This window comes from Arthrobacter sp. FW306-1B-G06A, from assembly GCF_058781765.1.
Genome location: NZ_JBYSXB010000027.1, coordinates 36723 through 59460, shown reverse-complemented (window position 1 = coordinate 59460; position 22738 = coordinate 36723). Strand labels below are relative to the sequence as shown.

The window sequence follows — 22738 nt, the reverse complement described above, 5'->3', positions numbered from 1 at the left end:
TGCGGCCCCGGGCATAATGGAAGGGTGAACGCACCCCGCGCCTGGCTCATTTGGACGATCGGGGTGCTTGCCTACCTTGTGGCAGTGGCCCAGCGCACATCCTTTGGTGTGTCCGGGCTGGAGGCTACCGAACGGTTCCATGCCAGCGCGGCGGCCATCTCCTTCTTCACCGTGCTTCAGCTGCTGGTCTACGCAGGCCTCCAAATACCGGTTGGGCTCCTGGTTGACCGCTTCGGCTCGCGCGCCATGATCGCCAGCGGTGCCGTACTCATGGGCCTCGGTCAACTCCAGCTGGCATATGCCGACGCTGTTCCGGCTGGAGTGCTCGGCAGGGTCCTGGTCGGCGCCGGGGACGCCATGACCTTCGTCTCCGTGATCCGCCTCGTGCCGATCTGGTTCGCGCCGGCGAGGGTTCCGCTCGTCACCCAGCTGACGGGAATGTCGGGCCAGCTCGGCCAGCTCATCAGTGTGGTGCCCTTCGCCCTCGTCCTTCATTCGGCAGGCTGGAACACGGCTTTCCTGGCGTTGAGCTCGTTGTCCGCGCTCGCCGTCGTCCTTGTCCTTGCCTTGCTCAGGGACGTTCCGCCGGGCCACCCGCCCAGGGAGAACGCGCAGGGGCTGCGCGCCACGGGCGTGACCCTCGCGCGTGCCTGGAAGCAGCCCGGCACGCGCCTGGGACTCTGGTGCCACTTCACTGTCCAGTTCAGCGGCAACGTCTTCGCCATGTCCTGGGGCTACCCGTTCCTGGTCTCGGCGCAGGGCCTGAACCCGGCCACTGTGTCCGCCCTGATGGGACTGTTCGTCGTCACCAGCATTCTCGTGGGCCCTCTGTTTGGAACCTTCGTGGCCAGGCACCCGATGCGGCGCTCGGCCATGGTGCTCCTGATCACGGCGGCTACGGCACTTGCCTGGGCTGCTGTCCTGCTGTTGCCCAGCAGGGCGCCCCTGTGGTTGCTTGCATTGCTCGTGATTGCCCTGGCGATCGGCGGACCCGGGTCCATGATCGGCTTTGATTTTGCCCGGACATTCAATCCTTCCCACAGGATTGGTACCGCCACGGGCATCGTCAATGTGGGCGGCTTCGTTGCCGCGCTCCTGACGATCTACTTGGTTGGGCTCATCCTCGACATTCTCCACACGAGTGGTTTCTCGGGCGGGGAGCTGTACGGCCTGGCGTCCTTCCGCATCGCATTGAGCGTGCAGTTCCTGTTCCTTCTCGTGGGCACGGTGTTGATCCTCATGACCCGTCGCAAGGTGCGCCGTCAGATGGCCGCCCAAGGCGTCCACGTCCCGCCGCTCCTCGTGTCGTTGGCGAACCAGCGCCGGCGCCGCGTGGAATTGCGCCGCGAACGTCTCGCGAAGCAGCGGAGTTCCACGCCGTAGCCTGTTTTCGCGGTGTTCCTCCACAGGGGTCGACGGACACCTTTGTCCACATAGGGCAATTGAGGCCTGCCGTGGCCCGCCATTGATGCCGATGCTGGATTCATGACAGCAGACAACCGCGTGACCGTCTTCCGGCCCGAGGACATCCTCGGCTTCATTCCCCACGCCTTGGGGCTCTGGCCAAAGGAGAGCCTCGTTGCCATCACGCTGCGGGGGCAGACACTTGGCGCCACACTCCGCGTGGACCTTCCGGGCGAGAGATCCGACCGCGCGCTTGCCGCGTACTCACGGAGGATCGGTGAGTATCTGGAAGCGGACCATGACGCCGACGGCGTGCTCTTGGCATTCTTCAGCGACGAGGGTTGGGACGCCGGTGGCGCCGTGCCGCACGGCCTGCCGCTGCTGGAAGCCCTGGTACGCGTCCTGGATCATCGGGGCATGGTGTTGCGGGATGCATGGTTCATTGGTTCCGACTACTGGCGAAGCGCATTCTGCACCGATGTGGAGTGCTGTCCCCTTCCCGGCCGTCCCGTAGACCAGATCCTGGATAGCCGGCTCAACGCGGAAATGGTGTTCAGAGGGAGCAACGTCTTGGAATCGCCACTGTTGTTGGGGCCTGAGGACGAGCCCGTCCGTGATCCGGAATTCATGCGCACGGAAGACGCCACGCTTGGGGAATTGCTCCGGCTATGGCGGAGCAGGAAGGCATTCGAAGAAATGCTGGATGTGTGGAGCGGGGTCCTCGATTCCGGCCGCCCAGCGGAGTTCGACGGCGAGGCTGCGGCGTTCCTCCGGGCAAGCCTGCGGGTCTCCGCCTGGCGCGACGCCGTGGTGGTCCTAGCGGCTGCCGGGAAAACCGTCGCTTGTGGCGGTGCGGAGGCCTTCGGCTTCTTTGACCAAGACGACGATGAACAGGGTTCCTTGGTCGTTCCGCCCGGTCTCTGTCCCCCTCCACCAGCAGCGGGCAAGCGGACTCCGGCCACGGATGTCAGCGTCTTGCGCTATGGAGACGTGCTCCTGGGCCTCTACCCGGAGAACCCCGACTGGAGACGGTTGACGAGCCTGGACGGGGTTCTGGCGATGCTCTCCCGGCGCAGTGGTGGGGAGGCGCGCGCTGCAACGCTTACGATCCGGGGGTGGATTCAGTGGTGCCGGGGGAGCGGTTCGTTCGCCCGCGAGCTCCTGTCCCAGGCTGACGCTGAACAACGGGGCTATCGACTCGCGGAGTTGCTCGCCGAGGTAGTGAGGCGCGGAACAGTCTGCGGCTGGGCCAAAAGCAAGTCGTCCGCGTGGCGGAAGTTCGGTGGTGCGGTGGCATGACTCCAAGCCCCGGGGTGACTCCAGGAGCGTCACATTGAGTGAAATCCGTGCGGCACGTAATTGTCTGCCCGGTAGCGGATATCGACCCCCGGAACTCAAAACCGTGAGACAATGGTTGCCGAGACCCGGTTGGGTCCGTGTTTCAAGTGCCGTTAACGTCCCCTGAACTCTAGGGAACATTAAGGCGCCGTCGGGAGTTTTACCTAAAGACTCTGCAGTCGGCGATGGCACTTGATGTTGATCACGGACTTGACAGGGTCATAGTGGTGTTGCCCCCATGGTGATTCCACAGACCGCCGCTAGAAAGGTTTTCTGTGACCCCGTCTTCCGCCGAGAAGGAACCCGCCGCCCTGGCCGAACTGTCCGCCGAAGAAAAGAAGGCGGCTACAGCTGCGAAGCGTGCGGCAACGCGTGCTGCCAATGCTTCGACTGCAGGTGCAGACAAGCCGGCACCCAAGAAGCGCGGGCCCAAGCCCGGCGCCAAGGCCGCTGCCGAAGCAGCCAACAAGTCCGCCGGCGCCGACGAGGACTCCGAAGAAGAAGCCGAGGATTTTGACGCCGTCGTTCCCGACGAAGCAGAGCTCACGGAGGAAGTCGAAGAAGGCGAAGAGGGCAAGAAGCCCGCGACCACCGGCTCCGGCTTTGTTTACTCGGATGCCGATGACGATGACGCGCCTGTCCAGCAGGTCATGTCAGCCGGTGCCACGGCCGACCCCGTCAAGGACTACCTGAAGCAGATCGGCAAGGTTGCCCTGCTTAACGCGGAGCAGGAAGTCGACCTTGCGCTCCGCATTGAAGCGGGTCTCTTCGCAGAAGAGAAGATCAACGCCGACGACGGCTCCATGGACCCGAAGCTGAAGCGTGAACTCGAGTTCATCATCCACGACGGCAAGAGGGCCAAGAACCACCTCCTCGAAGCCAACCTGCGCCTCGTGGTCTCGCTGGCCAAGCGCTACACAGGCCGCGGCATGCTCTTCCTGGACCTCATCCAGGAAGGCAACCTGGGCCTGATCCGTGCAGTGGAGAAGTTCGACTACACCAAGGGCTTCAAGTTCTCCACCTACGCCACTTGGTGGATCCGTCAGGCCATCACCCGCGCCATGGCGGACCAGGCCCGTACCATCCGCATCCCGGTGCACATGGTGGAAGTCATCAACAAGCTGGCACGCGTCCAGCGCCAGATGCTGCAGGACCTTGGGCGCGAACCTACGCCTGAGGAACTTGCCCTCGAGCTGGACATGACTCCCGAGAAGGTCGTTGAAGTCCAGAAGTACGGCCGCGAGCCCATCTCGCTGCACACTCCGCTGGGCGAGGACGGCGATTCCGAATTCGGCGACCTCATCGAGGACTCCGAAGCAGTTGTGCCCGCGGACGCCGTAAGCTTCACCCTCCTCCAGGAGCAGTTGCACTCAGTGCTCGATACCCTGTCCGAGCGGGAAGCAGGCGTCGTTGCGATGCGCTTCGGCCTTACCGACGGCCAGCCGAAGACTTTAGACGAAATCGGCAAGGTCTATGGAGTCACCCGCGAACGCATCCGTCAGATCGAATCGAAGACGATGTCAAAGCTGCGCCACCCCTCGCGGTCGCAGGTTCTGCGCGACTACCTTGACTAAAGCAACGGACGCCATGCCTTAGCCGGCACCCCCGTCAAAAGTGGACCCCCGGATTCCCGGGGGCCCACTTTTGCATCAGCGGCTGTATCTAAGGGCTGTTCCGTTCGAGCGCTTGGCCAAGGATGCGGGCACCTTCCGGGAACGCCGAAGGGTTGGGTCCCGCATAGTTGAGCCGGATGAACGGTCCCGCCGGTTCGGCGGGGAACCACTCAGTACCGACCGCGATCATCACCCCGGCACTCTCGCAGTCACGGGTCAGCCCCTCGAGGTCCGTGCCGTCCGGCAGGCGTGCCCAGAGATTCAGCCCTCCCTTGGGGATGAGGCTGAGATGGGCCTGGGAGGCATGTTCACGCAGGCTCGTGACAAGGAGGTCGCGGCGCGACTGAAGCTGATGGCGGAGGCTGCGCAGATGCGTCTGCCAGGCCGGCTGCGTGACCACATCGAGTGCCGCAGCCTGCAGCAGCCCGCTGACGTACATCGACTCGGCCGCCCGGTCCGCAAGGATGCGTTCGCGGGCCGGGCCGCGAGCAATAACCGCGGCAACGCGGATGGCGGGTGAAACGCTTTTCGTGAGGGAGCGCAAGTAGACCACATGGCCCGAATCGTCACGTGCGGCGATGGGTACCGGCGTCGACGTGATGCCGAAGTCGTGGGCCCAGTCGTCCTCGACGAGGAAGGCGCCGTACTCCCGGACAACATCCAGGACTTCTTCCCCCCGGCGGGCGGACCACTGCGCACCGGTGGGGTTGGCATAGTTCGGTTGGGCGTAGAACAACCGGGCGCCCGTCTCCTCAAAGGCCCTGGCCAATTCTTCGGGCTCGGGCCCCTCGGCTCTGCTGGGCACAGGGACGATGCGGACTCCGGCTTGGGTCGCGGCCAGGATGGCTCCCCAGTAGCTCGGGGATTCCATGAGCAGTGGCTGCCCGTGGCCCACCAATGCCGTGAAGATGGAGCTGAGGCCGCCTTGGCTTCCCGGCAGGACGATGACGTCGCTCGGTGTCGGCGGGGTGAGTCCTGCCGGCGTCGCGGTGCCGAGCTCGTGCGCGAACCAGGACTGCAATTCGGGAAGTCCCGGCGCCGGAGGTCGGGAGAGGGCAGCGTCGCCGCGGGCCACGCGGGCGAGAGCGGCCCGGACAAGCCGTTCCGGCAGGAGTTCCCGGTCCGGGTATCCGGAGTGGAAGGCAATAGTGGCGTTCGAGGTGTCGCGCATCGTGGTGGAGGCTGAGCGGGAAGGCGCCTGCGGCGCACGCAACGCTGCGGTTTGCCAGCCGTAGTCCGAGGGGCGCGCTGTCCGGACGGCCCGGACGAAGGTCCCGACGCCGGGCCGGCTCTCGATCAAGCCCTGCGAAGTGAGCGTCTGCAAGGCCTTCTGCACCGTCACAGGGCTGGCCTGGTACTCGGCAACCAGTGACCGCGTGGACGGCAGCCGGGATCCCGGAGCGGCCCCGGTGATCCATTCCCGCATTCGCATCGCAATCCTGGAACTGCTATCGTTGTTCATGAAAGACAATAGTAGCGCTACTACACTTATTCGAGAAGTGATACCTTCCCGCTCGATAACGGGCCTCTGGTGGGGCCTCCTCGGAGTAGCGGCGTTTTCCTTCACTGTTCCCTTCACCCGAGTGGCGGTGGGTGGCCTGTCGCCGCTGTTCATCGGCTCCGGCCGTGCCGTCGTCGCAGCGATACTCGCGGCATCCGCCCTCGTGCTCACCAGGCAGCGCCTTCCGCGAGGCAAACAATGGGCACGGCTCGCGGTGGTCGCCGCCGGGATTGTTGTCGGCTTTCCGCTACTCACCTCATTCGCGCTTACGACGGCGCCGGCCAGCCACGGCGCTGTCGTCATCGCCCTGCTGCCTGCTGCGACGGCAACCGCCGCGGTGCTCCGCGGGCGTGAGCATCCTCCGGCAGCCTTCTGGCTGGTCACGGCCGTAGGGGCCGTTGCGGCCATCGGATTTGCCCTATCGCAGGCCGGTAACCCAGCGCAGTCCGGTGGGTTCGGGCAACTCAACTGGGCAGACGTGCTCCTCCTCGGCGCCGTCGTTTCCGCGGCCATCGGTTACGCGGAAGGTGGCCTGCTCGCCCGCGAACTCGGCGCATGGCAGACCGTATCCTGGGCGCTCGTCCTGGCCCTGCCGTTGATGGCCGGCCTGACAGCACTCTCCGTGTCCCAGCAGCCGCCGTCAGCCTCACCGGTCCAATGGGCCGCTTTTGCATACCTCGGAGTCGTCAGCATGTTCTTCGGCTTCGTCGCCTGGTACCGGTGCCTCGCCGTCGGGCCCATGGCCAAGGTCAGCCAGGTACAAATCATCCAGCCCGTGCTGAGCATTTGCTGGGCAGGGCTGTTGCTGGGCGAATCCCTGGGCTGGACCACGATCGTCGGCGGGCTGGCCGTCATCGCTTGCGCCGGCATCGCGGTCCGGGTCCGCCTCAATCCGCAGCCCGCCGACCAAGGCCGCTGAAGACCAATAGAACACCGAGACCACCCGCCACAGAAAAGGAAGAATAGAACCCATGTACATCCCAGCGCACTTCGAGGCCGGTCCTGACGTGATCCACGACCTCCTGACGCGGCCAGGTGCAGCCAATCTGGTCACCATGACATCACAGGGCATGCTCGCGACTTTCCTGCCGCTCATCTACGAGCCCTCGATCGGCGAACACGGCGCGCTCCACGGACACCTCGCCCGAACCAACCCGCAATGGTCCGCGCCCTCGATCGGGGAATCACTCGTCATCATCCAGGGCGCGGACGCCTACATCTCGCCTACCTGGTATGCATCGAAGGAAGAGCACGGACGCGTCGTCCCGACGTGGAACTACTCCACGGCCCACGTTTACGGCAGGCTTGCCGTCCATGACGACGCCGAGTGGCTCGGGAATCATGTCAGGCAGCTGACCGGGCTCAATGAAGCCCGTTCCGAGCGGCCGTGGTCCGTGGATGACGCCCCGGAGCGCTACGTCTCCGGCCAGTTGCGTGCGATCGTCGGCATCGAGCTGGTGATCAGCCGTATCGAGGCGAAGGCAAAACTGAGCCAGAACCGGCCCGATAAAGACATCATTGGGGTCGTGGCCGGCCTTGGCGCCCAAGGGCACCAGGAGATCGCTGCCGACGTGGCCAGGGCCAGGCAGGATAGGACGCACCGGGACGCGGGCCGCGCCTAGGCAACGTTGCGGCCTGGGCCGGGAGACCCCGGTTAACGAAGCGGCCCCCCCCGTCCGGGGGGGGCCGCTGTCTCTATGAAGTTTTGTCAGCCAGGTGGCCGCGGGGGCCAGCCATTGGGGCTAGTCGGCGAGGACGGGTTCCTTCTCCTGAAGGCGCGCCGTCTCGTCATGCCAGTCCGAAGTCATCGGCCGCAGCGTGGCCTCTACTGCACGTGCGTGGTGGCCGCAGAAGAGCAGCTCACCGCCGGAGGACTCGAGTACAACGCGGACATATGCCTGGGCCCCGCAACGGTCGCACCGGTCGAGTGCATTGAGTGTGCGGTCTGCAACTGCTGTTGTCATGTTCGGCCTCCTTAGTAGTTCTGTGTATCCATATAACCAGCATTCGAAGCAAAACCATGGCAAGGATGGGTCACGTTCGCTGTCCGCGTATCACATGTGCGTAACACCGGGAAGTGGCGTCCAGCACGATTGGGAGTGGCAGCTCTCGTCCGGGCTCCGGGGCAGCTAGCCTAGGAGGAGTGTTTTTTGCCTCTGTTACACCCCCGAAGGAGCGCCCCGCCCGTGGCACCGAGTTCTGAATACAACGCCCGGCACCTTTCAGTTTTGGAAGGACTGGAGGCGGTCCGCAAACGTCCGGGCATGTACATCGGCTCCACCGACTCCCGCGGCCTCATGCACTGCCTGTGGGAAATCATCGACAACTCCGTGGACGAGGCGCTGGCAGGCTTCGGACACGACATCCAGATCATCCTCCATGCGGACAATTCGGTGGAAATCCACGACGACGGCCGCGGCATCCCCGTGGACCTGGAACCCAAGACCGGGCTCACCGGCGTCGAAGTTGTCTTCACCAAACTTCACGCAGGCGGAAAGTTCGGCGGTGGCTCCTACACGGCGTCCGGCGGTCTGCACGGCGTTGGCGCGTCGGTAGTGAACGCGCTCTCCGCCCGTCTGGACGTGCAGGTGGACCGCGGCGGCAAGACCTACCAGATGTCCTTCCGCCGGGGCGAGCCCGGACGGTTCAAGGACACCGGCTCGAAGCTCAGCCCGACGTCGGTCTTCGAACCGTTCGTCGAGAACTCGGTGCTCGACGTCGTCGGCAAGGCCAAGCGCGGCGTCACCGGTACCCGCATCCGCTACTGGGCAGACCGGCAGATCTTCACCCCGGACGCGAAGTTCGCCTACGAGGACTTGGCCGCGCGCGCCCGCCAAACGTCTTTCCTCGTTCCGGGCCTCAAGCTCACTGTCCGGGACGAGCGCCGGCTCCCCGGCACCCCCGGCGAGAGCGGCCCGCACCAGGAGGTCTTCCACCACGACGGCGGCATTTCCGAATTCGTCGACTTCCTCGCCGCGGATTCGGGCGTCACGGATATTTGGCGGCTCCATGGTGCGGGCAAGTTCAAGGAAACCGTTCCGGTCCTTGACGAAAACGGGCACAGCAAGATCGCTGAAGTGGAACGCGACTGTGAAGTGGACATAGCGCTGCGCTGGGGAATCGGCTACGAAACCACCATGCGGAGCTTTGTCAACATCATCGCCACGCCCAAGGGTGGCACGCACCAGGCCGGCTTTGAGCAGGCACTCCTGAAGACGTTCCGCAAGGCCGTCGAAACGAACGCGCGCAAGCTCAAAGCGGGCAACGACAAGATTGAAAAAGACGACGTCCTGGCTGGCCTCACGGCAGTGCTGACGGTCCGCTTGGCCGAGCCGCAATTCGAGGGCCAGACCAAGGAAATCCTGGGGACATCGGCTGTCAGGGCGATTGTTGCCAAGGTGGTCGAGGATGAGATCACCGCGCGCCTGAACTCGGCGAACCGCAACGACAAGGCCCAGTCCGCCCTGCTGCTCGAGAAAATCGTCAGCGAAATGAAGTCCCGTATCTCGGCCCGCGTCCACAAGGAAACGCAGCGCCGGAAGAATGCGCTGGAAACGTCGTCGATGCCCACCAAGCTGGCAGATTGCCGCACGGACGACGTCGGACGCTCTGAGCTGTTCATCGTGGAAGGTGACTCCGCCCTGGGCACCGCAAAGCTGGCGCGGTCCTCGGACTTCCAAGCGCTGTTGCCGATCCGTGGCAAGATCCTGAACGTGCAGAAAGCCTCGGTGGGGGACATGCTCTCCAACGCGGAGTGCGCAGCCCTCATCCAGGTGGTGGGTGCCGGCTCGGGCCGCAGCTTCGACATCGACGCCGCCCGCTACGGCAAGGTGATCCTGATGACCGATGCAGACGTCGACGGCGCGCACATCCGTACGCTGCTGCTCACCTTGTTCTTCCGGTACATGCGTCCGATGATCGACGAGGGCCGGGTATATGCGGCCGTCCCGCCGCTGCACCGTGTGGAAGTCATCAACGCCGGCCAGAAGGCCAACGAGATGATCTATACGTACTCGGAGGCCGAACTGCACGTCCTGCTGGCCAGGCTCGCCAAGGAGGGCAAGCGCTACAAGGAGCCGATCCAGCGCTACAAGGGCCTCGGCGAAATGGACGCCGAACAGCTCGCCGAGACCACGATGGATCCGCGCCACCGCACCCTCCGCAAAGTGGGGATCGAGAACGCGAAGATGGCGGAGGACACCTTCGACCTACTCATGGGATCGGATGTCGCCCCGCGCAAGGACTTCATTATTGCCGGCGCAGCGGACCTGGACCGGGAACGCATCGACGCCTGATCCGGTGATCCGGTGGGCCTGCGTAGCCCGGCAGCCTGCTCAGTCCAATCCGGTTCAGCCCAGCAAACCCGGGACAATCAGCAAGCCTGTCGGCACAGCGAGCAACATGGCCGACGCCGCGAGGACCAGGGCGCGCTGGGCTGCCGGAAGCGGTGGCTTGGGTGAGAGCAGCCGGCTGACGCGCGACGCCGTCGTACGCGGTGAATCGGCACCGCCGGTGCCGCTCAAGGTGCTGCCTTCGGGGGAAGCGTCGTCGCTGCTTGTTCCGGGCGGGGCGAATTGCTCCACGGGACGGGCGGAACCGCTGGCCACGATCGCGATCGCCTTGATGAGTGTTCCTTTGCTTTCGGTGCGCAGGGCCACGTCATCGGCGAGCATTTCGATCAGGGAGTTGACCGCAACCTGGGCGAGCCGCGTGGTGGGGAACCAGGGGAGTGCCTGGCGCCACGCCGCGAAGGCCCACAAGAGAAGGTCATGGCGTTGCGAGAGGTGGGCATTCTCGTGGATGAGGACGGCCCGGAGCTCGGCAGGCTCGAGGGCAGCCATCAGGCCGTCGGACAGGACGGTCACCGACCGTGCGCCGCCGGGCAGGCAGTACGCAACGGGGGAGTCGTGGTTGATGACCACGGTGCCGGGGCCGTCGTCGGACGGTGAGGCCAGGAGTGCGAGGAGTTCGCGGTGCCTCCGCCGCTGCCGCTCGATCTTGACGTAGGTGAGCAGCAAGGTGAATACGAGATGGGCGCTCAACAGTGCCGCGGCGGACAAAGCGAACAAGTGCCAGAAGCCCAGTGCCGTGGTGGGCTCATTGTGGAGCACCATGCCGGCCAGGGAGCGCAGGCCCGCAATGAGGTTGTCGCCGATGGGCTCGAGCCCGTAGACGAGCATGGCGCCGATCATGGAGAGGCCACCGGCGAGTGCGATGGCCTGCCAGAGGACCATTGCCATGAAGGGTGCGCGTGACGGCCATTCGGCGCGCGACAAAAGGACAGGAACCGGCCAGGCCAGCACCAAAGCAAGGACCGCCAGAAAATATGAGGTCCAGAACATGGGGGCTTAGTTTTTGCCGAGCAGCTTGCGCAGCGTGGCGGCTTCACTTTCGCTTACGGAACCGATGAACCGGGCCAGCACGGCTTCGCGGTCCGGGGCGGAGCCGAGGGCCTCGTGCATGAGGTCCGCCGTGTGGTCCGCGCGGCTCGAAACAGCCTGGTAGCGGTGCGGGCGGGTGCCGCGTTCGCGCTCCACGAGGCCTTTCTTCTCGAGGCGGGACAAGACCGTCAGCACCGTGGTGACTGCGAGGTCCTTGCCCTGGTGTCCTGCAATACCATCCGTGGCGGCGGAATCCTGCGCCAGCAGATCACGGAGTTTGTTGGCTGTCGCAGCCTCCTGGCCCGCCCAAAGGAGATCCATGACCGCCCGTTCCAGTTCGCCAAGACTTGCCATCAACGCATCCCTACTTTCCGCACTTGCCTTGCCCGTTTTCGCGGGCTGCATGGAAGTGCGACGATCCAACATTCCTCCCTCAATCTACCCCTTTTCGGGCGGCGATTCTACGTGAGGTAGAACATGCGGCGCGGCGTGTCCTTGCGGCACTGTGACACCGCTGGAAGAGTGGTGAGCACATCGCAGGGGTTTGTTCTACACTGTGTAGAAGAAGTCGGTTCTACGCAACGTAGAAAATGGACGCCGCCAGAGGGCGGCGGAACAATAAGGACAGCCATGGACGCCTTGGAAATCGCACGCTGGCAATTTGGAATCACCACGGTCTACCACTTCATGATGGTGCCGTTGACCATCGGGCTGGGCCTCGTGGTGGCCGTCATCCAGACCCTCTGGTATCGCACCGGCAAGGTGGAATACCTGCGGATGACCAAGTTCTGGGGCAAGCTCTTCCTCATCAACTTCATCATGGGCGTGGCCACGGGCATCGTGCAGGAATTCCAATTCGGCATGGCGTGGAGCGAATACAGCCGGTTCGTCGGCGACGTGTTCGGTGCGCCCCTGGCCTTGGAAGCGCTTCTGGCGTTCTTCGTGGAATCGACCTTCCTGGGACTCTGGATCTTCGGCTGGAAGCAACTCAAGCGCGGCATCCACCTCGCGTGCCTCTGGATCGCCGTGATCGGCTCGGTCTTCTCGGCCTATTTCATCATCGTGGCCAACTCCTGGATGCAGCACCCCGTCGGCGTCACGATGGTCAACGGGCGTCCCGTCATGACCGACGCCTGGGCGGTCTTCACCAACAACACCGCCATGGTGGCCGTACCCCACACGCTCTTCGGCGCGCTGGCCGTCGCCGGTGCGTTCCTCCTGGGCATCGCCTGGTACCACCTCTGGCGCCGCCGCCACGATGGCATTGACACCGTAGGAGCCGATGGCCGGGCCGTAGCAGGCGAAGCCGTCATTCCCGGACGGGACAAGGCCGACTACAAGGTGTGGATCACCTCCCTGCGGATCGGCGCCGTCGTCGCCATGATCTCGTTCGCCGGCACCGCATTCACGGGCGACTTGCAAGGCAAGCTGATGTTCGAACAACAGCCCATGAAGATGGCCGCGGCCGAGGCCGCCTGCCACGACGGCACCGGATTCTCCGTGTTGAGCGTGGGCAACCTCGGGTCCAAGAGCTGCAACGACATTGTGGCCGTGATCGAGGTCCCCGGCATCCTTTCCTTCCTGGCCAAGGGTGATTTCAACACCGAAGTGAAGGGCGTCAACAGCCTGCTTGACGAATACAAGGCCAAGTACGGCACCCACCTGCCGGACAATCCCCTGTACGGCGATCGGGCAGGCCAAGACATCCAGTACGTACCCGTCATGGAAGTGACCTACTGGGGCTTCCGCATGATGATCGGCTTCGGCGGGATCGCTGCCTTTGCCGCGTTGCTCGCCCTGTGGGTGACCCGCAAGGGCATGGTCCCGCAATCCCGCTGGATCATGCGCCTGGCGGTCTTCGGCATCCTCGCTCCCTTCGGTGCCAACGCCGCCGGTTGGATCTTCACCGAAATGGGCCGGCAGCCGTTCGTCGTCGCGCCCAATCCGGACGCCAGCGGCGTCGACCAAGTGTTCATGTTCACGGCCGCGGCCGTCTCACCCGGCGTCTCCGCCGCCGAGCTCATCACCTCGCTGGTCGTGTTGGCCTCCATCTACGCGGTCCTGCTGGTGGTCGAGGTCCGGCTGCTGGTCAAATACGCCCGGGGCGGAGTGGTGTCCGCGATGCCGGAGCTCGCTGAGGCTCGCAGCAGCGAAAAGAAAGAAAAGAAGGACGACGACGGCGGGACGCCGGGTGCTCCGGGCCAGCCCGGTGACAGCGACGACGTCCTGGCATTCGCCTACTAGGAAGCAAAGGGATCTTTCGAATGGAACTGTTGCCTACCGTCTGGTTCGTGGCCATCGCCGTGCTGTGGACGGGTTACCTCTTCCTGGAGGGCTTCGACCTAGGCGTCGGAATGCTCATGAAGCTCTTCGCCCGGAACAACACCGACCGCCGGGTGCTGCTGAACACGATCGGCCCGGTGTGGGACGGGAACGAAGTGTGGCTGCTGACCGCGGCCGGTGCCACCTTCGCGGCTTTCCCGCTGTGGTACGCCTCGTTGTTTTCGGCGCTCTACTTGCCGCTGCTCATTGTCCTGGTGGCCCTGATCTTCCGGGCTGTGGCCTTCGAGTACCGGGGAAAAGTGGACACCGCGCGCTGGCGGACCGTCTGGGACTGGGCGATCGCCTTGGGCTCGTTCACGGCCGCGTTCGGCATCGGCGCTGCCCTCGCGCTGACCACCACCGGGCTGCCGATCGACTCGAACGGCGACCGCCAGGGCGGCCCCTTTGCCTGGTTCAGCGGATACGCGGTGCTGGGCGGATTCGCCGTGGTCGCGTTCGCCCTGGTGCATGCGCTCGCGTTCCTGGCACTGAAGACCGACGGCGCAGTGCGCCACCGGGCGCGCCGCTGGTTTGTGCGGCTTGCCCCGCTCGCATTGCTGCCGCTGCTGGCATGGATGGTCGCCGTGCAGCTGCTCAGCGGCAAGCCGTTGACGTGGATCCTGGTGGCCCTCGGAGTCCTCGCAGCGGCAGGCGCCTGGGTCCTTGCCCGCCGCGGCGCTGAGGGCAAGGCTTTCGGAGCCCTGGGTGCGTTCCTGGTGTGCGCCACTGCGTCCATCTTCGGCGCGGCGTTCCCCGTGGTCATCCCGTCCACCTTGAACCCTGCCTTCAACCTCACCATTTCCAACGCCTCGTCCTCCGCCTACACCCTGGGGCTGATGAGCATCGTGGCTGCCGTCGGCTTGCCCCTCGTCATCGCCTACCAGGCCTGGACCTATTGGGTGTTCCGCCGCCGCGTGAGCGCTGCACATATTCCCCCCGCACATGGTTTCCTCCCCGCCATCGCGGCAAAGGTGCTGGTGGGCCATGCGGCGCCGGGCGGACCAGCCGCCAAACACTCACCCCGCAACGCCGGCGAGTAGCGGATGAAGCCCCAGCTGCCTGCCGGACCCGCCACCCGATCGGCTTTGTATTTCCTTGGCCTGCTGTCCTCACTCAAGGCCTTGTCCCTGGTACTGATCGCGCAGGCCATCGCGGGGATGCTGTCCGCACTCGCGGCAGGCGGCTTGGGGTGGCGCGAAGGACTCCTTTGGGGCGCCGCCGGCGCCGTCCTGCGCTCGCTGACAGTCTGGGGCCAGGGAGTCGCGGCGCGCCGCGCGGCCCTCGGGGTCAAGGAAGAGCTGCGGTCCCGGCTGCTCGGGCGGGCACTCGGCCCCGGGGCAGCGGGACGGGTCGGCGACGTGAACGACGGCGGCCTTGCCGTGCTTGCGACCCGGAGCCTTGATGCACTGGACAACTACTACACCCAGTTCCTTCCCGCGTTGGTCAATTGTGCCGCTTTGCCCTTGCTCCTCGGCGTACGGATCCTCTTCGCGGACTGGGTCAGCGCCGTGGTGGTGGTGCTGACCCTGCCGCTGGTCCCGCTCTTCATGGTCCTGATCGGCCGCCATACCGAGGACCGGGTGCGCGAAGCCCAATCCACGCTGCGGAGGCTCTCGGGGCACATCCTGGAGTTGGCCAAGGGACTTCCGGTGCTGGTGGGACTGGGCCGCGCGGGAGAACAACGCGCAGCCCTTGAGGACCTCTCCGAGGAATACCGCTCGCGCACCATGGGAACCCTGCGGACTGCCTTCCTGTCGGCTCTCGCCCTGGAACTCATAGCCACCATCTCCGTCGCCGTCGTGGCCGTCTTCATCGGGGTTCGACTCGTGGCCGGCGACATGGGTCTGGAAGCAGGCCTGCTGGCCCTCATCCTCGCCCCCGATTGCTATCTTCCCCTGCGCGAGCTGGGCACTGCCCACCACGCCAGCGACGACGGGCGTGAGGCTTTGGCTGCAGCCACCGCCGTGCTGGAGTCGCCGGCGGGACGCCCGCTGAATGACGGGCACGACGACGGCGCGCCCGCCAGCAGCGGGGCGCCAGCCGGCGTCGTGGCCACCGGACTGACGGTGACGTACGCGGGAAGGACGGCTGCCGCCGTCGGGCCCATCGGCTTCAAGGCTCCGGCCGGGCAGATCACCGCCCTTGACGGCCGCAGCGGTTCAGGCAAGAGCACCATCGTAGGTGTCCTCGCCGGCACGATCGGCGACGGTCCGCTGGCAACCATCGAAGGGTCCGTCACCGGACTGGAAGCCGGAGCGGTCGCTTGGGTTCCGCAGCATCCCGTCATGGTCGCCGGCACGGTGCTCGACGAGATCATCCTTTACCTGAACGGCGGCAACCAGGACTTCGCGCCGTCCGGCCCTGGATCCACGCCGGACGCTGATATCGCAAGGGCCATGCGTTGCCTGGAGCAGGCCGCCGCGGAGCACCTCGCGTTCAAACATCCTGCCGAGTTGAGCCCTGGCGAAGTGCGGCGGGTGGCCGTGGCCCGCGGCTTGGCGCGCCTCGACGCCGGTGCCACGGTCCTGCTGCTCGACGAACCCACCGCCCACCTCGACGCCGCGTCCGCGGACGCCATCCGTTCGGCGATCGCGGGGCTGCGGGGGGCCGCGACTGTCATCCTCGTGGCCCACGACGCCGCGACCCGGAAGCTGGCGGACAACGTAGTGAGCGTCGACGGCGGGACGAGCGACCGCGTGGCCGCGCAGGAACACTCCGGTCCCGTGGGCCTGGAATCCGCCGTGTCCGTGCCTCCTCCGCTCCGGGGCGACGCGACTCCGGGAACCACACCGGACGGGGGAATTGAACCCCGCACCGCCATCTCCACGCTCAAGGCCCTCGCACGGATCCTGGCGCCCGTCCGCTACAAGTTCGCCGTTGCCGTGCTGCTCGCGGCGCTCGCCGCCTTGTTTGCCGTGGCACTGTCCGGGCTGTCCGGCTGGCTCATCATCCGGGCCAGCGAGCAACCGCCCATCCTGTACTTGCTTGGAGCGATCGTGGGCGTCCGGTTCTTCGGGATAGGCCGGGCGGTGCTGAGGTACGCCGAACGGCTGGTCGTCCACGACACGGTCTTCGCCGCCATGACGAGGCTCCGGGGCGCGCTCTGGGCAACTCTCAGCGCCCGGGCGCTGTCCTTGCGGCGGCTCCTGCAGGGCGGCAATGTCCTTGGAGCTGTGGTGGACGACGTCGATACGCTGCGCGACGTTCTGCCGCGCGTCGTGCTTCCCCCGCTGTCAGCGCTCGCCGTCGCGGTGTCGGCGGTGGTCGCCTCGGCGCTGCTGGTTCCCGCCACCGTGCCGGCGGTTGCAGCGACCGCCGTGGTTGGGCTGGTCCTGGCTCCGGTTCTTGCCCTGACAGCGGACCGCAACGCGGCACGCGCCGAGCAGGAACTGCGCTCGCTCGTTCTGCGCGATGTTGCCGCGGCCCTCGACGCCCGCGCGGAGCTCAGCTCCAACGGCGTCGCCGGAGCAGTCCTGTCGTCCTTGACCCGGAAGGACAACGCAGCCACGGTGGCCGCACAGCGTTCCGCGTGGGCTGATGGAATCGGCCAGGGGTTGACCGTGCTTGCCTGCACCCTGGGAGCCCTGGGGGCTGGGATTTTGGCAGCACCTTCAGTGCAGGCCGGAACGGTCGCGCCGGCGGTGCTCGCCGTCGTCGTCCTTGTCCAGCTGGCCCTCGCGGAACCCTACGCGGCGGCAGTGTCCGCCGTGCGGCAGGGTCCGGCATTGGCCGCGGTACTGCGGCGGATTGCCCAGTCAGGTGCCTTCGATACGCCGGAGGTCGACGGCGGTGTGCTGACGCTGCCGGAACGACCCGACGGCTCTTCGGGGCTGCTGCTGGATGGCCTTGAAGCGTCCTGGCCCGGCAGCGCGCCTGTATTCGGAGGGCTCAGCGCCGAAGCGGTGCCCGGACGCTGGCTCGCGGTCACCGGACCTTCAGGCTCGGGGAAATCCACGCTGCTCTCCGTGCTGCTTGGCTTCCTGCCCGCATCATCCGGGAGGGCCTACATCGGCGGGAAGGCCGCGTGGTGTCCCCAGGAGGCCCATCTCTTCGACTCCACGATTCGAGGCAATTTGCTGCTCTCCCGCCCGGCCGGCCGCAAGCCTTCCGAAGTGGATATGTACAAGGCCTTGGGCGCCGTCGGGCTTTCCGGAGTGGTTTCCGGGCTTCCCGGTGGTCTCGATAGCCGCATTGGCCCCTCGGGTTCGTTCTTGAGCGGCGGCGAACGCCAACGGCTGGCCATGGCCCGCACCCTCCTCACAGGAGCAGCTGTGCTGCTCCTGGACGAGCCGACCGCCCATCTCGACGCCGAGGCCGGGCGGCTCATGATGGCGGAGCTGCGCGCCGGGCTCAAGGACGTCACAGTGGTCCTGGTGACCCACAACCCGGCCGACATCGACGGGGGAGATTCCCGGCTTGATCTCGGCTCGCCGTCGGCGCTCCCGGAGCTGGTGCGCGGGAACTAGCCCGAAGTTACGTTTGTCCGAGCCGCTCGAGGGTAGCGTCCACAGACTCGACGATATTGTCCACGAGTTTCCGGGCGTCGTCCTCCCTGATGAGCGGCGTCGATTGGCCTGCCCACAGCGACATCAGGCCCGGGATTCCCTGTGCCGCCGCGGCGGGCCGGAACTTGCCGGTCAGCCAGTTCTGGATCGGGAACGGGGCATGCACGGAAGGATCGGCGAGCTCCGCGATGATCCTGTTAGGGATGCCGCGAGCCAAACGGCCGCTGAGGGCACGGGTCAGGACCGTGTGGGCGGCGCCGGGTCCGCGCATCGCGGCCAGGTGTGCGGGACTGATGGCTGACTGCCGCGTGGCCAGGAAGGCCGAACCGATCTGGACGGCGTCCGCGCCCAGCGCCAACGCGGCAGCGACTCCACGGCCATCCGAGATACCGCCGGCCGCGATGACCGGAACCGAGACGGCATCCACCACCTGGGGCACCAGTGCCATGGTCCCCACGAGCGAGTCCTCCGGGGCGCGCAGGAAGGAAACCCGGTGTCCGCCGGCCTCCATCCCCGTGGCGACGATGGCGTCCACGCCGCCGGCATCCAAGGCCACCGCTTCGTCAACAGTGGTCGCGGTACCGACCACCACAATGCCGTTCCGCCGGGCCTGTTCAATGACGGCCCCCGATGGAACACCGAATACGAAGCTCAGCACAGCCGGCCGGGCCTCGATGGCCGCTTGGATCTGTTCCTGCAGATCGGGCAGGTAGGCGTCCGGTTGCGCGGGTGGTTCCACGCCCACCAGCTCGAAGTACGGCCGGAGGATGTCCACGTAGGCGGCGAACTGACCGGGGTCCGCGGTTGGCGGCTCCTCGCCCTCGATGGGGAGCCAAATATTCAGTGCGAACGGTTTCCCGGTGGCCTCCCTGAGGTCGCGGGCCGTGGCCGCAATCCGTTCCGCATCGTAGCCGTAGAGGCCGTACGAACCCAGCCCGCCGGCTTCGCTGACTGTGGCCGCCAGCTCCACCGATGACAGGCCGCCGAATGGTCCGAGGACAATGGGCAGATCAATGGTGAACAGGCGGGTTGCCCTCGTGTCTTTCCACGACATCGCGGCGCCTAGCCGTCCACGTCGTGCAGGTGATGGACGACATCGTGCAGGAAGTACTGGGCGAACGTCAGCACTGTGAACGTCGAGCCGTTGCTGCGCACCCCCGTGCGGGGCCATTCGTCCTCGTGCACGGCAGCGAAGGAGTTGGCAATCTGGGTGCCCTCGGCGGCCAGCTGCCCAGCGACTTCGGCCGGATCCGCATTCGCGTAGTCGCCGTCGATCGCGGCCTTGTCCTGGTCCCAATTGGCGAAGCGGGCGTCGTCCTCCCGCAGCATCAAGTTCAGGCGCTGGTCGAAGAGGCTGAAGACATCCCGCACGTGGCAGGCATACTCCAGCGGTGACCACGTGTGTTCGTCCGGGCGGGTGGAGGCGTCCTCCCGGCGCAAAACGGCCCGCCAACGCGGCAGCATGTTCAGGACTGTCCCCGGGACGGTGGACGGCGTCACAGTGGCGGCGTCGAAGCCGCACTCGGGACAGGGCGTGGACAGGACCCAGGTCCAGTCCTTGTCATCGGGAATGATCGGCATGGCAGTAGTCTAGGGCCCGGATTCCTGATCCGGTCACACCGCACGTAGAGCCCCCTGTTCCAGCCCTGATCAGCCCGATCAGGAGTAAAGTTAGGTGCTGGGGAAGCCTGGAAAGTGAAACTGCCATGCTAAAGGATCTAAACGTCGCCGGCGTGCTCCCTGCCAGCGATATCGCCCGCGCACGCGACTTCTACCGCGACAAGCTAGGCCTCGAACCGGATAACCCGGAAGCCACAGACAACCTGATGTACAAGTGCGCCAACGGCACAGCCTTCCTGCTCTACGAGACGCCCAATGCCGGGACCGCGAAGAACACGCAGTTGGGATTCCAGAGCACGGACCTGGACCAGGACATGGCCGATCTCAGGGAACGCGGAGTGGTCTTCGAAGAGTACGACTTCCCGGGCCTGAAGACCGAAAACGGCGTAGCCACCATGCCGAGCGGAGAACGGGGAGCCTGGTTCCTCGATTCGGAAGGAAACATCCTCAGTATCGCCACGATGTAGCCCAGCGCGGCCGGGACGTAGCCTTCAACGGCTACGTCCCGTCATTTCTCGCCGGCGTTTCCTTCTTCCCAGGCCATGCTCGCACCGATGGCATCCACGGGCTGGGAGAGGGGAACGCCGGAGCCGTCGCGACGGCCGTGTTCTTGTGGGAGGGCACGTGCAACGCCGGCGCTGGATGACGCCTTCGCCGGACCATGGCCCGCCCACCCGAGCAGGAGTGTGTCTTCACCCTTGAGGAAACGGTGCGCCCGCACGCCTCCGGTCGCCCGGCCCTTGGCCGGGTACTCCTCGAACGGGGTGATCTTCGCCGTGCCCGGAGCGGTTCCCGGCAGCGCGCCGTTGCTGCCCGCAATCGTCACCACGACGGCGGCTGGATCGTTGGCGCGCACTGTGCCGAAGTGGATGACGTCGTCGCCGACTCCCAGCTTGATTCCTGCCATGCCGCCGGCGGTACGGCCCTGCGGCCGAACGGCGGAGGCGCTGAAACGCAGGAGCTGCGCAAGCCGGGTCACGAAGACGAGGTCGACGTCGTCGTCCTGGGCGGGCTCCACGCCCACCACAGTGTCCTTGTCCTTGAGGGCAATGATTTCCCAGTCTTCGCGGTTTAGCGGGTAGTCAGGCTGGACGCGCTTGACCACGCCTTGCGCCGTTCCGATGGCCAGCACGGCATCCAGCGGCACGAACGCCACGAGCGATTCGCCCTTGAGCAGGGTGATGAAGTCTTTTGCCGCGACGCCCCCGGCAAGGTTGGGCAGGCCGGACATTGCCGGCAGTGCCGGCATGTCCATGACCTGCACCCGCAGCATGCGGCCCTGCGAGGTGACCGCGCCGATCTCGCCGCGCGCGGTTGTCTTGACCACGGAGCGGTAGACATCATGCTTGCTCCGCGGGCCGGGTTCGGCCAACGGCTCCTGATTGGAGGTCCGTGCGATCTGGCCGGAGGCGCTCAGGAGTGCCCAGCAAGGGTCATCGGGGATTTCGAGCGGGAGCGCGGCGGCCTTGCCCTTGCCGGCCGGGACGGCTGCTGCGAGGGCGGCGGCGACGGTGGGGGAGACAGCCTCGGATTCAAGGAGGACTGTGCGTCTCGGGGTACCGTACTTCTCGGCCACTTCGGCCAACTCTCCGGACACCAGCTCGCGCAGGAGCACGTCGGATGCCAGGATCGCCTCGAGCTCGGCGATCTCGCGCCGCAGTTCTTCCTGCTCCTTCTCGAGTTCGATGCGTGAGTACTTGGTCAGTTGGCGCAGGCGGAGTTCCAGGATGTAGTTGGCCTGGATCTCGGACAGGTCGTAGATGGACATCAGCCGTTCGCGGGCAGCCGATGCCTCGTCCGAGGAGCGGATGATCTGGATAACCTCGTCGATGTCGACGATCGCGATCAACAGGCCCTCCACCAGGTGGAGGCGGTCCTTTTTCTTGCCCAAGCGGAAGGCTGTGCGACGGCGCACGACGGAAAGGCGGTGGCCCACATAGACCTGCAGGAGCTGGAGCAAGCCCAAGGTCTGCGGCTGCCCATCCACCAAGGTCACGTTGTTGATGCCGAAGGAGTCTTCCATCGGCGTGAACCGGTAGAGCTGCTGCAGCACGGCGTTGGGGTTGAAGCCGTTCTTGATCTCGATCACGAGCCGCAGTCCGTGCTTGCGGTCGGTGAGGTCCATGACGTCGCTGATGCCGCTCAGCTTCTTGGCGTTGACGGCATCCTTGATCTTTTCAATGACCTTCTCCGGACCCACCATGTAGGGGAGCTCGGTCACCACGAGGCCGGTGCGGCGCGCCGTGAGCTGCTCGATCTCCACCTTGGCGCGGGTCTTGAATGAACCGCGTCCCGTGGCGTAGGCGTCGCGGATTCCGTCCAGGCCCACGATCCGGCCGCCGGTGGGCAAATCCGGGCCGGGCACGAACCGCATGACATCTTCCAGCGTGGCATCCGGGTTGGCGATGAGGTGCCGGGCGGCCGCGATGACTTCCACGAGGTTGTGGGGTGCCATGTTGGTGGCCATGCCGACGGCGATGCCCGTAGTGCCGTTGACCAGCAGATTGGGGAAGGCGGCCGGGAGCACGTCCGGCTGGGTGAGCTGGTTGTCGTAGTTGGGGACGAAGTCCACCACGTCTTCGTCGAGGTTCTCGGTCATCGTCATCGCAGCCGCGGCGAGCCGGGCTTCCGTGTAGCGCGGTGCTGCCGGGCCGTCGTCGAGCGAACCGAAGTTTCCGTGCCCGTCGATCAGGGGCAAGCGCAGCGAGAAGTCCTGTGCCATGCGTACCATGGCGTCATAGATGGCCGCATCACCGTGGGGGTGCAGCTTTCCCATGACTTCGCCCACCACGCGGGCACTCTTCACATGGCCGCGGTCCGGGCGCAGGCCCATGTCGCTCATCATGTACAAGATGCGCCGCTGAACGGGTTTGAGGCCGTCGCGCGCATCGGGGAGCGCACGGGAATAGATCACCGAATACGCGTACTCCAGGAAGGAGCCTTCCATTTCGGAAGTGACGTCGATATCGATGATGTTCTCGGTGAAGTCCCCGTCGACAGCGGCCGAGGCCGCGTTTGAGCGGGAGGGACTTTGGCTTCGTGCCATGGAGTCGG

General features: G+C 65.8%; 17 protein-coding genes. 10 read left to right on the top strand and 7 right to left on the bottom strand.

Going from position 1 to position 22738, the window contains the following annotated elements; genetic code table 11:
* Positions 1-24 precede the first annotated feature (24 nt).
* The 3 genes from AC3WJM_RS14840 (at position 25) to AC3WJM_RS14830 (ending at position 4316) form a co-directional block, all read left to right on the top strand.
* Positions 25-1383 (top strand): MFS transporter, encoded by a 1359-nt coding sequence (locus tag AC3WJM_RS14840; RefSeq protein ID WP_284990738.1) that lies wholly within the window; start codon positions 25-27, stop codon positions 1381-1383.
* Between the two features lie 102 nt (positions 1384-1485).
* The gene (locus AC3WJM_RS14835; protein WP_492272250.1) at positions 1486-2703 is read left to right on the top strand and encodes a DUF4192 domain-containing protein; all 1218 of its coding nucleotides are present in this window, start codon (positions 1486-1488) and stop codon (positions 2701-2703) included.
* Between the two features lie 314 nt (positions 2704-3017).
* Positions 3018-4316 (top strand): RNA polymerase sigma factor, encoded by a 1299-nt coding sequence (locus AC3WJM_RS14830; RefSeq protein ID WP_059389116.1) that lies wholly within the window; start codon positions 3018-3020, stop codon positions 4314-4316.
* Between the two features lie 88 nt (positions 4317-4404).
* Here the strand turns inward: AC3WJM_RS14830 and AC3WJM_RS14825 are convergent, their stop codons facing one another.
* Positions 4405-5817, bottom strand: a complete 1413-nt coding sequence (locus AC3WJM_RS14825) for an aminotransferase-like domain-containing protein (RefSeq protein WP_492272249.1) — start codon at positions 5815-5817, stop codon at positions 4405-4407.
* On the opposite strand from AC3WJM_RS14825, the gene AC3WJM_RS14820 reads away from it, so the two are divergent.
* Both AC3WJM_RS14820 and AC3WJM_RS14815 read left to right on the top strand, forming a co-directional pair.
* Positions 5816-6775 (top strand): DMT family transporter, encoded by a 960-nt coding sequence (locus AC3WJM_RS14820; RefSeq protein WP_492272248.1) that lies wholly within the window; start codon positions 5816-5818, stop codon positions 6773-6775. The genes AC3WJM_RS14825 and AC3WJM_RS14820 overlap by 2 nt on opposite strands.
* Before the next feature lie 52 nt (positions 6776-6827).
* Positions 6828-7478 carry an FMN-binding negative transcriptional regulator gene (locus tag AC3WJM_RS14815; protein WP_492272247.1) on the top strand — a complete coding sequence of 217 codons (651 nt, stop codon included), beginning with the start codon at positions 6828-6830 and terminating at the stop codon, positions 7476-7478.
* Positions 7479-7598: 120 nt separating this feature from the next.
* Here the strand turns inward: AC3WJM_RS14815 and AC3WJM_RS14810 are convergent, their stop codons facing one another.
* The gene (locus AC3WJM_RS14810) at positions 7599-7820 is read right to left on the bottom strand and encodes a DUF7455 domain-containing protein (protein WP_059389114.1); all 222 of its coding nucleotides are present in this window, start codon (positions 7818-7820) and stop codon (positions 7599-7601) included.
* Between the two features lie 222 nt (positions 7821-8042).
* Between AC3WJM_RS14810 and AC3WJM_RS14805 the strand changes: the two genes are divergently transcribed.
* Positions 8043-10151, top strand: coding sequence for a DNA gyrase/topoisomerase IV subunit B (locus tag AC3WJM_RS14805; protein ID WP_284990733.1), 2109 nt, complete (start codon positions 8043-8045; stop codon positions 10149-10151).
* 54 nt (positions 10152-10205) lie between these two features.
* Here the strand turns inward: AC3WJM_RS14805 and AC3WJM_RS14800 are convergent, their stop codons facing one another.
* Complete coding sequence (locus tag AC3WJM_RS14800) at positions 10206-11198, bottom strand: M56 family metallopeptidase (RefSeq protein WP_306962502.1); 993 nt, start codon at positions 11196-11198, stop codon at positions 10206-10208.
* Between the two features lie 6 nt (positions 11199-11204).
* On the bottom strand, positions 11205-11591 hold the full coding sequence (locus tag AC3WJM_RS14795) for a BlaI/MecI/CopY family transcriptional regulator (RefSeq protein ID WP_078105520.1): 387 nt from the start codon (positions 11589-11591) through the stop codon (positions 11205-11207).
* A 276-nt stretch (positions 11592-11867) separates the two neighbouring features.
* On the opposite strand from AC3WJM_RS14795, the gene AC3WJM_RS14790 reads away from it, so the two are divergent.
* The 3 genes from AC3WJM_RS14790 to cydD are packed head-to-tail and all read left to right on the top strand — an operon-like array spanning position 11868 to position 18025.
* The gene (locus tag AC3WJM_RS14790; RefSeq protein ID WP_059389113.1) at positions 11868-13481 is read left to right on the top strand and encodes a cytochrome ubiquinol oxidase subunit I; all 1614 of its coding nucleotides are present in this window, start codon (positions 11868-11870) and stop codon (positions 13479-13481) included.
* A 20-nt stretch (positions 13482-13501) separates the two neighbouring features.
* Entirely contained in the window at positions 13502-14599 is a 1098-nt protein-coding gene (gene cydB / locus AC3WJM_RS14785) for a cytochrome d ubiquinol oxidase subunit II (RefSeq protein WP_492272246.1), read from the top strand.
* 3 nt (positions 14600-14602) lie between these two features.
* Positions 14603-18025, top strand: coding sequence for a thiol reductant ABC exporter subunit CydD (gene cydD / locus AC3WJM_RS14780; RefSeq protein WP_492272245.1), 3423 nt, complete (start codon positions 14603-14605; stop codon positions 18023-18025).
* A gap of 7 nt (positions 18026-18032) precedes the next feature.
* Here the strand turns inward: cydD and AC3WJM_RS14775 are convergent, their stop codons facing one another.
* Together AC3WJM_RS14775 and AC3WJM_RS14770 are read right to left on the bottom strand one after the other, a co-directional pair.
* Positions 18033-19118, bottom strand: a complete 1086-nt coding sequence (locus AC3WJM_RS14775) for an NAD(P)H-dependent flavin oxidoreductase (protein ID WP_492272244.1) — start codon at positions 19116-19118, stop codon at positions 18033-18035.
* 8 nt (positions 19119-19126) lie between these two features.
* Positions 19127-19645, bottom strand: a complete 519-nt coding sequence (locus AC3WJM_RS14770; protein WP_059389112.1) for a DinB family protein — start codon at positions 19643-19645, stop codon at positions 19127-19129.
* Positions 19646-19770: 125 nt separating this feature from the next.
* On the opposite strand from AC3WJM_RS14770, the gene AC3WJM_RS14765 reads away from it, so the two are divergent.
* Positions 19771-20151, top strand: a complete 381-nt coding sequence (locus AC3WJM_RS14765) for a VOC family protein (protein WP_059389111.1) — start codon at positions 19771-19773, stop codon at positions 20149-20151.
* A 41-nt stretch (positions 20152-20192) separates the two neighbouring features.
* On the opposite strand, the gene AC3WJM_RS14760 is transcribed toward AC3WJM_RS14765, so the two are convergent.
* Entirely contained in the window at positions 20193-22730 is a 2538-nt protein-coding gene (locus AC3WJM_RS14760) for a DNA gyrase/topoisomerase IV subunit A (RefSeq protein ID WP_492272243.1), read from the bottom strand.
* Positions 22731-22738 lie beyond the last annotated feature (8 nt).

Bases quoted from the DNA above. Each gene is read 5' to 3' on its own strand.
- AC3WJM_RS14835 (WP_492272250.1), top strand. From the start codon at position 1,486: ATGACAGCAGACAACCGCGTGACCGTCTTCCGGCCCGAGGACATCCTC.
- AC3WJM_RS14820 (WP_492272248.1), top strand. From the start codon at position 5,816: ATGAAAGACAATAGTAGCGCTACTACACTTATTCGAGAAGTGATACCT.
- AC3WJM_RS14825 (WP_492272249.1), bottom strand. From the start codon at position 5,817: ATGAACAACGATAGCAGTTCCAGGATTGCGATGCGAATGCGGGAATGG.
- AC3WJM_RS14815 (WP_492272247.1), top strand. From the start codon at position 6,828: ATGTACATCCCAGCGCACTTCGAGGCCGGTCCTGACGTGATCCACGAC.
- AC3WJM_RS14810 (WP_059389114.1), bottom strand. From the start codon at position 7,820: ATGACAACAGCAGTTGCAGACCGCACACTCAATGCACTCGACCGGTGC.
- AC3WJM_RS14800 (WP_306962502.1), bottom strand. From the start codon at position 11,198: ATGTTCTGGACCTCATATTTTCTGGCGGTCCTTGCTTTGGTGCTGGCC.
- AC3WJM_RS14795 (WP_078105520.1), bottom strand. From the start codon at position 11,591: ATGGCAAGTCTTGGCGAACTGGAACGGGCGGTCATGGATCTCCTTTGG.
- AC3WJM_RS14790 (WP_059389113.1), top strand. From the start codon at position 11,868: ATGGACGCCTTGGAAATCGCACGCTGGCAATTTGGAATCACCACGGTC.
- cydB (WP_492272246.1), top strand. From the start codon at position 13,502: ATGGAACTGTTGCCTACCGTCTGGTTCGTGGCCATCGCCGTGCTGTGG.
- cydD (WP_492272245.1), top strand. From the start codon at position 14,603: ATGAAGCCCCAGCTGCCTGCCGGACCCGCCACCCGATCGGCTTTGTAT.
- AC3WJM_RS14775 (WP_492272244.1), bottom strand. From the start codon at position 19,118: ATGTCGTGGAAAGACACGAGGGCAACCCGCCTGTTCACCATTGATCTG.
- AC3WJM_RS14770 (WP_059389112.1), bottom strand. From the start codon at position 19,645: ATGCCGATCATTCCCGATGACAAGGACTGGACCTGGGTCCTGTCCACG.
- AC3WJM_RS14765 (WP_059389111.1), top strand. From the start codon at position 19,771: ATGCTAAAGGATCTAAACGTCGCCGGCGTGCTCCCTGCCAGCGATATC.
- AC3WJM_RS14760 (WP_492272243.1), bottom strand. From the start codon at position 22,730: ATGGCACGAAGCCAAAGTCCCTCCCGCTCAAACGCGGCCTCGGCCGCT.